The 12,008-nt window shown below is 61.2% G+C and carries 9 protein-coding genes and 2 pseudogenes; 6 read left to right on the top strand and 5 right to left on the bottom strand.

The genetic code is table 11. From position 1 onward, the window contains the following. Position 1: 1 nt before the first annotated feature. The 3 genes from EYW47_RS37755 to EYW47_RS37745 all read right to left on the bottom strand — a co-directional run bounded on the left by EYW47_RS37755 (position 2) and on the right by EYW47_RS37745 (position 3,370). Positions 2–958 (bottom strand): NAD-dependent epimerase/dehydratase family protein, encoded by a 957-nt coding sequence (locus tag EYW47_RS37755; RefSeq protein WP_133199934.1) that lies wholly within the window; start codon positions 956–958, stop codon positions 2–4. Between the two features lie 40 nt (positions 959–998). Next, on the bottom strand, positions 999–2,030 hold the full coding sequence (gene galE / locus EYW47_RS37750; RefSeq protein WP_133199905.1) for a UDP-glucose 4-epimerase GalE: 1,032 nt from the start codon (positions 2,028–2,030) through the stop codon (positions 999–1,001). A gap of 173 nt (positions 2,031–2,203) precedes the next feature. Next, positions 2,204–3,370, bottom strand: a complete 1,167-nt coding sequence (locus EYW47_RS37745; protein WP_133199904.1) for a glycosyltransferase family 4 protein — start codon at positions 3,368–3,370, stop codon at positions 2,204–2,206. Positions 3,371–3,938: 568 nt separating this feature from the next. Here EYW47_RS37745 and EYW47_RS37740 point away from each other — a divergent pair. The 6 genes and pseudogenes from EYW47_RS37740 to EYW47_RS41205 all read left to right on the top strand — a co-directional run bounded on the left by EYW47_RS37740 (position 3,939) and on the right by EYW47_RS41205 (position 8,835). Next, on the top strand, positions 3,939–5,051 hold the full coding sequence (locus EYW47_RS37740; protein ID WP_133199903.1) for a glycosyltransferase family 2 protein: 1,113 nt from the start codon (positions 3,939–3,941) through the stop codon (positions 5,049–5,051). 18 nt (positions 5,052–5,069) lie between these two features. Next, positions 5,070–6,758 (top strand): glycosyltransferase, encoded by a 1,689-nt coding sequence (locus tag EYW47_RS37735; protein ID WP_133199902.1) that lies wholly within the window; start codon positions 5,070–5,072, stop codon positions 6,756–6,758. Positions 6,759–7,077: 319 nt separating this feature from the next. Continuing rightward, positions 7,078–7,422 (top strand): CidA/LrgA family protein, encoded by a 345-nt coding sequence (locus EYW47_RS37730; RefSeq protein WP_240764098.1) that lies wholly within the window; start codon positions 7,078–7,080, stop codon positions 7,420–7,422. Beyond that, positions 7,422–8,091 (top strand): annotated as a pseudogene (locus EYW47_RS37725) (LrgB family protein); the annotation flags it as partial. The gene EYW47_RS37730 and the pseudogene EYW47_RS37725, both read left to right, overlap by 1 nt. After that, positions 8,068–8,517: a hypothetical protein gene (locus EYW47_RS41510; protein WP_205710227.1), complete on the top strand. Its 450-nt coding sequence runs from the start codon at positions 8,068–8,070 to the stop codon at positions 8,515–8,517. The pseudogene EYW47_RS37725 and the gene EYW47_RS41510, both read left to right, overlap by 24 nt. A 159-nt stretch (positions 8,518–8,676) precedes the next feature. Further along, on the top strand, positions 8,677–8,835 hold the full coding sequence (locus EYW47_RS41205) for a hypothetical protein (RefSeq protein WP_165976798.1): 159 nt from the start codon (positions 8,677–8,679) through the stop codon (positions 8,833–8,835). 1,067 nt (positions 8,836–9,902) lie between these two features. On the opposite strand, the gene EYW47_RS42530 is transcribed toward EYW47_RS41205, so the two are convergent. Continuing rightward, positions 9,903–10,904 carry a hypothetical protein gene (locus EYW47_RS42530; protein WP_165976797.1) on the bottom strand — a complete coding sequence of 334 codons (1,002 nt, stop codon included), beginning with the start codon at positions 10,902–10,904 and terminating at the stop codon, positions 9,903–9,905. Between the two features lie 770 nt (positions 10,905–11,674). Then, positions 11,675–12,008: pseudogene (locus EYW47_RS42275) on the bottom strand (hypothetical protein); the annotation flags it as partial.

The following is a 12,008-nucleotide window of genomic DNA, read 5'->3' as shown; positions in this document are numbered from 1 at the left end:
CTCAGTGATTCGACAAGTACCAGCGGGCAGTCTCCCGCAGGCCGTCTGCCAGGCTGATGCCTGGTTGCCAGCCAAGCGTGCTGCGCACGCGCGAGGAGTCCACTCGCAGGTCACACGTGAGCCGGTCGACCAGGGCAGGGCGTCGCGCCAGCCGTGCCAATGCACGCAGCGCCGCGGGCGGGATCGGCAGCAGGCGGGCGGGCCGGCCCAACGCTACCCCAATCTGCTCGAGCAATTCGGGCACGCTCGGCGCGACGTCGTCGGCCACATGAAAGGTCTGATTGGCTGCGCGCGGATCGAATGCGCACTGGACCAGCGCATCGGCAAGATTGCCGACGTAGACGAGGCTGCGGCGTGCCTGCACTGCGCCTAGCGGCAGCGGCATACCGCGACGCACCGCATCCATCATGCGCAGAAAATTCGCGCGCACCTGCGGCCCGTAAACAAGCGGCGGGCGCACGCTCACCACGTCGAGCCCGCTTTGCGCGCCAAACTGCTTCAGCGCGGCTTCTGCCGCGAGCTTCGAGCGTCCGTACGCGTCTTGCGGCATGGGCGCGTCGTCCTCTCGCAGCGGACGGCCGTTGTCCATTTCGGCGATGGCCTTGATGCTGCTGGCATAGACGAAGCGGCCGACGCCTCGTTCGCGTGCGGCGCGAGCGAGGCGTATGGTGCCTTCAACATTGGTTGCGTGAAACGCCGCGTCCGGGTCGAGCGCGTCATCGCGGAGAATGTGCACACGCGCGGCGAGATGCACGATGCAGTCTGGCTGCAGCTCGCGCGGCCAGGCTGCGCCGATGCCGGCGTAATCCTTGCCGGCGAACACCCATTCATCGGTTCCCGCGACTGCGCTGCCCGGTGTGCGCACGAGGGCAATCACACGATGGCCGCGCGCGAGCAACTGGCGGCACAATTCGCGGCCGACGAAGCCGTTTGCGCCGGTGACGACAACTTGGCCCATCATGGACTCGCGTGTCTTGCCACTGGTACGCCCAAGCGCGTCAGACGTACCCTTGGGGGTTACGTTCCTGCCAGCGCCAGTGATCGGAGCACATGCGGTCGATGTCGAACTCGGCTTGCCAGCCGAGGAGCTCTTTCGCGGAGGCCGGGTTCGCGTAGCATTGCGCGATGTCGCCAGGGCGACGGGGGGCAATCTCGTAAGGCACGTCGCGGCCAGAAGCTGCCGCAAAGGCCTTCACGACTTCCAGCACGCTATAGCCGCGACCGGTGCCGAGATTGACGGTCAAGCTTTCCTCGCGGGACACCAGCGTGTCGAGCGCCGCCAGATGCCCGCGAGCGAGATCCACGACGTGGATGTAATCGCGCACGCCGGTTCCGTCCGGCGTGTCGTAGTCGCCACCGAACACGCGCAACTTGTCCAGCTTTCCGACTGCCACTTGGGCGACGAACGGCATCAGGTTGTTCGGAATTCCCGCCGGATCTTCGCCGATCAGCCCGCTTTCATGCGCGCCGACCGGATTGAAGTAGCGCAGGATCGCGATGCGCCAGCTCGGGTCTGCAACCTGGAGGTCCCGCAGGACCTGCTCGGCCATCAGTTTGGTCTGGCCATACGGGTTGGTGGCCGAAAGCGGAAACGACTCGTCGATCGGCGAACTGCGCGGCACGCCGTACACCGTAGCGGACGAACTGAACACGAATTGCTTCACGTTGTGCGCGCGCATGACATCGAGCACCGTGAGGAGGCCGTCGAGATTGTTTCGGTAGTATTCGATCGGCTTTGCCACCGATTCGCCGACGGCCTTCAGCGCTGCGAAGTGGATGACCCCGGTGATCGAATGAGCACCGAAGATGCGCTCAAGCGCGGCGGCGTCGCGCACGTCCGCTTCATAAAACGCCACGGACTTTCCTGCGATGCTCTCGACGCGTTCGATGGACTTCCTGCTGCTATTAACAAGGTTGTCAATTACCACGACTTCGTAGCCGCCGGCGAGCAGTTCAACGCACGTATGCGAGCCGATGTAGCCGGCGCCGCCGGTGACGAGAATCGTGCTTTTCGAGTTCGTTGCAGTCATGCGGGGTCAATACGATTTGAATACAGGGCGGGGGAAGCGATGTCACTGTATCGACATCGCGAATTATTGCTACCGCGATTGTACGCATTTAGCCCCCAGTAGTCTGTATCACTTTGTGTTTGTTGGAAAATTTATGAACTTTTGATGTTCTTGCCGCTATACCTGGCAGACACTCAGAAGGTGGTCCCGGCCACTTCGGCGACCAGTTCACGGTAGCGCTGAATGACGACTTTTTCGTCGAACTCCCGTTCGATTTTTATCCTGCCCCGTTTTGCCATGGCGGCGCGCACCGCCGGGGGCATGTCGAGCATGCGCGCGAGCGTTGACGCGAGCGATCCGCAATCGCGCGCTGGGCAGAGCAGGCCGTTTTCACCATCGGTCACCACTTCCCGGCATCCGGGCACATCGGTCGCCACGATCGGACGGCCCATCGCGCTCGCTTCCATCAGCGTGCGCGGCACGCCCTCGCGATACGACGGCAGCACGACACAGTCGGCGTCAGCGATATAAGGTCGCACATCTGTGGTGTCGCCGAGGTACTCGATCACGCCTTCGCGCTCCCATGCGGCCACTTCCTCGCGCGTGATCGCGCTCGGGTTGTCGACGCCCACCGGGCCGAGCAGGCAAAAGCGCGTATGCGGGTAGCGTGAGCGCAACTGGCGCGCGGCCTCGACATACTCACCCACACCCTTGTCCCACAGCAGCCGGCCGATCAGCACGAAGGCGAACGCATCGCGCTCGGGCAGCGGCGCGAAGGCGTATTCGTCCAGATCGACGCCTTCGCCGTGCAGCAGGCGCGCGCGTTCGGGATGCGCGAGCAGATTTTCCTGCTTGAAAGCGGTTTCGTCGTCGCGGTTCAGGAACCAGATTTCGCGCGGAAAGCGAAAGGCGAAGCGGTAGAGGCGTTTGGCGACCAGCGCTGCGCGGCTCTTCTGGATAAACACGTAGCCGAGTCCCGTCGTGACCGCCACCGATGGCACGCGTGCAAGCCACGCCGCGACCGAGCCGTAGATATTCGGCTTGATTGTGTAATGGAAGACGACGTCGAGCTTGAGCGCGCGATAGTGCTTGACGAGCGCAAGCAATGTCCGCAAATCGTTGAGCGGATTCGTGCCCTTCGAGGCGACAGGCAGGTCGATGCAGTTGCAGCCCATTGCCGCCAGTGGCTCGAACGTGCGGTCGCGCGGCGCGATCACCGTGACTTGCGCGCCGGCTGCGTTGAGCGCACGCAGCAAGCCTTGGCGGTAGGTATAGATCGCCCATGCGGTGTTGCAGACGAGGGCGACGTGAAGGCGGCGAGTGTCGGTGAGTCCGGGTACAGGGGGGGCGGGAGAGTTCACGGGCACGACATTCCGGGAAGGGACAATCAAAACGCGTACGGGGTGCGAGCCGCTCGCGAGCGGCGATGCTGGGTTGCGGGCAAGGCGGATAGTTTAACTGACGGATGCGGCCAACCCCCGGCCTCATCGCGCAGCGGCAACGAGTGTCTGGTTTCACGTGCGGTTGACTTTTGACGGCTAATTGTAATGGTGGTGAGTGCTTTGTGGTGTGCGTACTACAGAAATGGTTTAAATCTGCGAAAGGCTTGTTGCGGAAGCATTCCAATTCTTTGCTGAACGTGATACTTTGTAAGGATTTCTTTCTCGGAATATTCTGATCGGGTCGGTTGATGCATGGGGGCAAGATTGCACTGCAGGGTCGGGGCATGACTGCGGTGCGGTTCCTTGATGCAGATGCGCGATTGGCGAATTGTTGAGCAAGGGTGGCTGTGGGCAGCGGCTTTGGACGTGTTACTTTTTGCATTCCTCAGTTGGTGCACTAATGGAGGTCCGAAAAAGCGACAACCATTAGGGAAAGCGGTGCGCGCACAAAAGACGGTAAAAGCTAGGCCGAATTGTGAGTTGGAAAATGTCAAATAAACCGTTTATTAGTTTTGTAGTCCCGTGTTTCAATGTTGAAGATTACGTCGGGCACACCATTTCTTCAATACTGAACCAATCGCAGACCGCCGTTAATGGTTTTGATTCGCCTTTCGAAATCATTTTGGTAAATGACGGGTCGACGGACGGAACGCTCGACCTGTTGCGCAGTTACGAGGCGAAGTACCCGTGCATATCCATCGTCACGAAAGAAAACGGCGGCCTGTCGTCTGCCAGAAACGCCGGAATTCCGCTGGCGCGCGGGAAATATATTAGTTGCCTCGATAGCGACGACTGGATCGCCTCGTCGTTTATCGAAGAACTCGTGAAGAACGATGCCAGACAGTCGTTCGATATGGCATTGACCAATGCGCTCGTTTACGACCAGGTCAAGCAGGACTATTATCCGTTCTACGATGACTGGCTTTTTAACGAGCTCTGCCCGCGTGATTCAGTGCGCATGCTGGCGCCTCGCACGACCCTCAACGCTTTCTTGCTGGAACCCAATACGTCGCGCCGCATATTCAGGACGGATTTCGTCAGGCTTATCGGAATGAAATATCCGGAGGGCGTGCTGTATGAAGATTTTCCGGTTCACTTTTCGACATTCATGCTGGCCGGCAGCGTTTTGCTGATTAACAAGCCGCTTTATTACTACCGGGTTGGGCGTTCGGGCAAGCTGACTGAGCGCAACGACGACCGCCGCTACGACATTCTCAAAGTCTTTGCGATGGCCGCTCGGGATCTGAACGAGTACGGCGCGGGGCCTGAGGTCGGCATTGTTTTTCTACGGGCAGCATCGCGCGCCATCGGATGGTGTCTTGGCAGCGTGCCGTCCAGGATGGCGCGCTCGTTTGATATCGCCACCAGGGAATTCTTCGGGACGGTGCCGAAGCCGTGGCTGGCGAGCTTCTTTTCCTCGAAAAGCGTCGGGAATGCCGAGAAATTCCGAATTTTCTCGATGACGAAGGGTTTTTATTCGAGATATTTGAGTCGCAGCCGAGAAAAGCGGTATGCAATAAATGTTGCTCTTAATCATCTTGTCTCGAAGGATCTTCCGAAATTCTTCGCCGGCCTGGTGAAGGCAATTTCTGTGAAATAGCGGGTGGGGTAGAACAAAATGCACTTTCTTGAATTGCCTGTTACCGGAGCGACTTTATCTATTGAGGATGAAGCGGAGCAGTTCGGTTTTTCAGTTGATGCGCACTGGCTCAGGAGCGATCACTTCAACCTCCAGTCCATCATCACGTCCCGAAAGATCGAGTCTGTGCTGGTGCTCGGAGCGGGTTCTGGCGTGATTCCCCTGTTTCTGGCGTCGCTGTTCCCCAACCGGCCTGTTTGCGTAGTGGAGTCGTTCGGCCCGGCCATCAAGCTGCTAAAGCGGAACGCGAAGAACAATGGCCTGGTCAATATTTCGATAATTGAAGGTGCGCTCACGGATGGGGCGACCGATCAGGCCAGCCTTTATGCGGACCGGAGCAATCATCCGCTTTCCTATAGCGAGGATCGGAGCAAGCTGCGGCGTTTCACATCAATCAAGGATGTACCCGCGATCTCCTTTGCCAATGTACGCGCCGCGGCGAATGTCGAACGATTCGACCTGGTTTTCGTTTCCCGCTGGCCCAACTCGGTTGGCGCGGTGCTGTCGCATATGACAGCAAACGAATGCGGATACTTGGCTGGTTATCTCGATCGCGATGAAGATCCGGTCGCGATCAAGTTTGCTCTCAAGAAGCTGGGGATTCCTGCGTTCGTGCGTAGTGACGACCGCCAGCACTTTCTCCACGAGACGCTGGTGGAGAAAGATCTCCTTTCGGTGGTGCTGCCGATCTACAACGTCGCGCAGTACCTGCCGGCTTGCTTTGAATCGCTGCTAGCTGCGGCCCCTCAAGGCACGGAATTTCTCGCGGTCAACGACGGATCTCCTGACAATTCGGAGGAAGTCATTAGCCAATGGGCCAGAAAATATCCGAACATCCGGCTTATCAACAAGCCCAATGGCGGTTGTGCTTCGGCACGATCGGCAGGCTTGCGGGAAGCCAAGGGGGAATATGTCGCGTTCGTCGACCCGGACGACTGGCTCTTTCCGGATTCGCTTCGCCGGCTTTGCCAGGCCGCATTTCTTGGCTCCGTTGACATCGTGCAAGGCGGATTCGTCAAATACTACGAGTCAACCAGCAAATCGGAATTGATCGACGAAACCTGGGTAGCGAATGATTTCCGTGAAAAGATAACGGACCAGGGCAGGATTCGAGGGCTGCTCACGACGCAGCCAACGATCTGGCGCCGGGTTTACAAGCGCCGATTCCTGTTGGAAAACGGACTGGATTTCTACCACGAGATCCGTCGTTTTGACGACTTGCCGTTTCAGTTCGAAGCATTGAGCTTGAGCCGTTCGTTCAAGGCCATCCCAGACTTTATCTACAACTATCGACTGCAGCGCCCGGGGCAGGACGTAGCGGTGACCGACAACCGGCTCTTCGTGCATTTCGATATCTTTGCGCTTCTTGATGCATTTACGCGCAAGCTCGGAGCACAGCAGGTTTCGGAGCAGTTGCTGCGAGTCAAGCTCAACACCCATGCGTGGGCGGTTGGTCAAATTGCCAGCGAATTCAAGCAGGAGTACCTGAAGCGGGCGAAGGACGATATCTGGGCGGCGATGACGTATCTTAGCGATGCCGACTTCAAGCGGGTCACGTCTGACCATGCAGATTTCATGAAGCTCCTGCCCTCTGATTCGCTCAGGAGGCGGCTTTTTGGCAGCATGAATCCGATGCGTCCTGCAAACACTGCTGGTGCGGCGGGGTAGCCCACGTCATCACCCGCGAATCGTGGCGCGTTCTAGGCGCCGCGTTTGCATTGGCCGTCCGCGCGCCGCGTGGGCGGCACACACTGTCGTGTTGTGCACGCTTCCCATCCCGCTGCGCGTGTGGCGCGCGTGGCTCGCGGGCGCGCAATTGCGCCTGGCTCGTCTGCGGCGAATCCGTTGGGCAATTCGTGGTTGTTTCAGTAGTAGGTCGATGGGTTCGGCAAACCTCGGCAACAGAGCGGGCATTTTGCTGCGGCGCACGCGTGCCTGACTCGAGTACCGCACCGATTCGACCATGCTCCGTTCCCCAGCCACCTGACTGATCTTCCAGTGCCTCGGCGAGAGCGTTTCCTGCGTGTTCTCGCTGCCCGTCCGCGGTCCCGTGATCGGCATGCTGTTGTTGTTCACGTTCGCAATGTTCCGGCCCAGTGCGGCCGAGGCGATCGAGCCCACCGCGCTCGAGCTGCTGCGCCACCTGTCACTGCTCTTCATTCCCGCGGGCGTGGGCATCATGGTCTGCGCTCAGGCCGTGCGCGGCGCAGCGCTTGCCGTGATCGCGAGCCTCGTTGTGAGCACGACGCTCGGCATCGCCGTCACCGCGCTCGTCACGCGTGCGCTGCTGCGGCGTCAGCGTGGTCACGAAAACGCAGGGGAGAGCGCGTGATGAATACGCAGCTGCCGTTCGCTAAACTCGACGCGATCTGGGCCTACCTTGCCGCCTCGCCGCTGCTCGGCCTCACGGTCACGCTCGTCGCGTATCTGATTGCGCTGAGTATCCATGCGCGCGCGAAGCACAATCCGCTCGCCAACCCGGTGCTGATCGCGGTGGCGATCGTCGTCGCAGCGCTGAAGATCACCAATACGCCGTATCGCACCTATTTCGAGGGCGCGCAGTTCGTCCACTTCCTGCTCGGGCCTGCGACGGTCGCGCTTGCGTTGTCGTTGTACCGGCAATGGGACAAACTCAGGCGTGGTGCGCTGCCGCTCCTTGGCGGTTTGGTGGCCGGATCGCTCACCGCGATCGTCTCGGCGGTCGGCATCGCCAGGCTCTTCGGTGCCTCGCATCAAACGCTTGCGTCGCTTGCGCCGAAGTCGGTCACGACGTCCATCGCCATGGCCGTCGCCGAGAGGGTCGGCGGCATTCCCTCGCTCACTGCCGTGCTCGTGATCTCGACGGGCGTGTGGCGCCGTGAGCGCGCGCTGGATTCTCGATATCGTGCGTGTGCGCGAAGCCGACGTGCGCGGTTTTGCGATCGGCGTGGCGTCGCACGGCATCGGCACCGCACGGGCGTTTCAGGTGAGCGAGGAGATGGGCGCGTTTTCGGGCCTCGGAGCAGAAGAGAATTACGACCGCAGCTTCCTCGGTGAGCTGTTGCTGGAAGCGATCGATAAGCTTGGCGAAGCCATGTTCCTCACGCGAGTGTGCGAAGCCGTGCGTGCGGGTTACGCCGCAGTAGACGACATTCTGGAGTTTGCCGTTTTCGATCGCATCCCAAATCGCACGCCGAACATGGTGCGGGTTCGTCTGGCACGCGACAAAAGGTCCTTACGTGTAGATGTTCCCGACCTCGACCAATTGCTACCGCATCTTTCACGACTGGAGGAGTTTATGACAAGGCTCTTCGTCGCCTTCGCAGCGAACCTTGGGAGCAACAAAGCGGCAGCGGCCGAGAGTGCGCGGCGGCGGTTCAGAACGGATACGCCCACCCCCAAGGTCGGAGGGCGAAAGCGGTTTGCTTGGCCAATAACAGTTCGATGATTCACAGTTGGACGATCGGACTCGTCGTCGCCCTGGGAGTCTATGGGTACCGAAGCCCGTAGCATGATCCGTGCGATGCGCCAATGAACTGCAATCGTAGGAACTAGTTGCGCGCGCGGCTAATGCACCGGTGCATGAACCTCAACTGGAGAAACAAACATGGAACCCCAACTGATCAGCGCCGTCCTTCACGGTCACCGGCTGGGCGAACACCTCACGTGGAAATACCTCGCGGCACTCGCCGCTGTGGTGATCGCTGACTGGGGGTTCGACGACGTCGCCTTTGAGCCCTCACACCGGGTAAAGGACGAAGACTGATGGACCGGGTCGAAAAGGTTTGCCTTGCCCAACGCTTCATATAAGAGCCCGCCCAGCGTCTTGCCGGGCGGGTTTATTGCATTGCGTCAGCCCTGGTTTGAGTGGTGCGCGTTGGTATAGTCGGCGCAAAGTACCGGGCGTGTTCGTAGCGATGGTGCGACCCGCGGCTATGGTAGCGCGATCAGTCCGGGTTCGTCCAAATGTTGCCTCCCGCACATTCCGCCATGCCTTCATTCGGAAGCCTGATTCACTCCGCAACCTGCCGGACGCCCAATTGCGACGTCTATGCCAAAGCGATCGTTGGCCTGACAACCGATCAGCTGCCGACACGATTGACTTTCTGAGTCCGGGCCGCTCAGCAATCGTCCATCGAGTCCTTTATTCCAGATTTCTTCGCGCTTTCAATCGCTCAGTGAGTTAGCGAACGGTCGCCCCCTCGTGTCCCGGATACCTTAACGACACGTAAAGGGGGGCGGCAAACGCTGAGGCATCGGCGACGCTGCTTGAGATATGCCGAGGGTTGATTTCGATCAAAAAATATTAATTAGGAATGGAAAATGAATACGAAGAACCGGGGACGTAAGGAATGGATGCCATTGAAAATTCTGGCGCTGCTGACGGTCAGTCTGCATGCGGCGACGGGGGTGGCGAGCCCGTCCGTTGCCGAGAACGCGCCAGATGTCCTCGCAAATGGCGCAGATCTGCTATTCCGACAAGGCAGCATCGATTCGTCAATAAGCGGAACTGATGCTCTCGCTGCAACCAGCCCGCAGATGCCGGGAGGCGCGCGCGGCGCGGGAGAAGGAGTCGGCTTGGCTGGCAGCCCGGGACCGGGCGCGGGCGATGGTGCCGGGTCCAGTGGGGCCGGCACGACAGGCGTCGCGACGGACGGTGGTACGGGCACCGGCATCGGGAATTCGGGTATCGGCAGTGGTACTGGCAGCGGTGTAGGGAACTCTGACAACGTCGGAGCCGGCGTGGGAGCCGCGACCGCGGGAGCCGCAAGCGGTGGCGCAGGTGACGCTGGAATAGCTGGTATGGGCGTGGGAGGCACCACAGCGGGGAGTTCAAATAGTGGGGGCGCAGGTGCAGGGAGCACGGGCGGCACTGGCACTGGAAGCGCTGGTAGCCAAGGCAACGGCGGCCAGCAGGGTGCCGGTGGTCAGGGCACGGGAGGACAGGCTGGCAGCGGCCAAGGTAGCGGTGCGCAAGGTACTGGCGGTCAAGGTGGCGGTGCGCAAGGTGGTGGTGCACAAGGTAGTGGCGGTCAAGGTGGCGGTGCCCAAGGTAGTGGCGGCCAGGGCAACGGCGGTCAGGGAAGCGGTGGCCACGGTAGTGGCGGCCAGGGCAACGGCGGTCAGGGAAGCGGTGGCCACGGTAGCGGCGGTCAGGGCAACGGCGGGCAGGGCAACGGCGGGCAGGGCAACGGCGGGCAGGGCAACGGCGGGCAGGGCAACGGCGGTCAGGGTAACGGCGGTCAGGGAAGCGGTGGCCACGGTAGCGGCGGTCAGGGCAACGGCGGCCAGGGTAACGGCGGTCAGGGTAACGGCGGCCAGGGCAACGGCGGCCACGGTAGCGGCGGCCAGGGCGACGGCGGCCACGGTAGCGGCGGTCAGGGTAACGGCGGTCAGGGTAACGGCGGCCAGGGCAACGGTGGCCAGGGTAACGGCGGTCAGGGCAACGGTGGCCAGGGTAACGGCGGTCAGGGCAACGGTGGCCAGGGCAACGGCGGCCAGGGTAACGGCGGTCAGGGTAGCGGCGGTCAGGGTAGCGGCGGCCAGGGCAACGGCGGTCAGGGCAACGGCGGTCAGGGTAGCGGCGGTCAGGGTAGCGGCGGCCAGGGCAACGGCGGCCACGGTAACGGCGGTCAGGGTAGCGGCGGCCAGGGCAACGGCGGTCAGGGCAACGGCGGTCAGGGCAACGGCGGTCAGGGTAGCGGCGGCCACGGTAACGGCGGCCAGGGAAGTGGTGGTCAGGGTAACGGCGGTCAGGGAAGTGGTGGCAACGGCAACGGCAACGGCAACGGCAACGGCAACGGCAACGGCAACGGCAACGGCAACGGCGGACATGGTTCGCACTAGAAATCAATCAATTGCCAGTGTTTGGAAAAACCATTGCAGTATCAGCCACACCGAGCGGCTGCTTGCCCCAGAAGTCCTCCTCCCCTTCATGGGGCGGAGGATTTCAACTGAAAGAAGCTCATTCTCTCCTCGTGAAAATCAGCCCGATGGACCGGCGGAAAATTCAGACGGTCACCGGTACGCGCGACGCATAAATGGCCCGCTGTCACAACTGGGCAGCCTCATGTGCAGCTGCAAAACGCGACGTCCATGGATCTGCGAAGTCGGTGCCGCGCAGCCTCGCCGTGTGTAGCACGACCGTGTATCCCAGATCGTGCCTGGTGATTTCGATGGTCGTGTCGAGCAGGGAAATCCCGTGCGCGAAGCGCGTTCGCCGTGACCCGTGGTGTACGGAGCACCGCAAAGGGACTCGCGGGGACGCGAAATCAAGGTGGGATGGCACGAGGACTGTGCGGCCAGGTTGATGTGTGCGTGACGCGGGGACATTTCCAGGGTAATCGGGGTACGCACGTTGGGCACGCTGCAATGCTCACGTATTCAGTTCAGCTTTTACACGGCAGCGGGATTCTGCAGGCGCCTGCGCGCGACAAAACGGAAAGCTCAACAAAAAGTGCAGATTTCCGGGTTAAGCCTTGCCGGCGTGCTCAGATCAATTGAATCAGTCCAGGGCGCGGGTCCCCTGAGCCAAAGACAAGCAATTTTGCATGCGAGATCAAGTCCACAGCGGCGGCGGGGATGCGTCACGAAGCCAACTCGAATCAGGTGTAGTTGAAGTTCACGAGCGCCGCCGCTTGATAGGCACGCGCGAGCCCGAAGAGCGCGCGGCAGGAACCGAGGCGTGGCATCGCCACGAAGTTCACGGCGAACGCCACCGCGAGCAGCCATTTGGCGATCAGGGGAACTTTGCCTGAAATTTGAGCACGACGAGATCGCCGCTCGCTTCGATGCCTGCAGACAGCGAAAGCCACGTGGCCCAGAGGAAGATGCCGATCGCGCCCCCATAGTCCGCCCGAACACGTGGCCGATGATGAAGCCCGCGCCCGCGCCCGCGCCCGCGCCCGCGCCCGCGCCCGCGCCCGCGCCCGCGCCCGC

This window comes from Paraburkholderia silviterrae (genome assembly GCF_004353915.1).
In the GTDB taxonomy this organism is placed as follows: Bacteria; Pseudomonadota; Gammaproteobacteria; order Burkholderiales; family Burkholderiaceae; genus Paraburkholderia; species Paraburkholderia silviterrae.
This window is presented reverse-complemented; position numbering and strand designations above follow the sequence as displayed.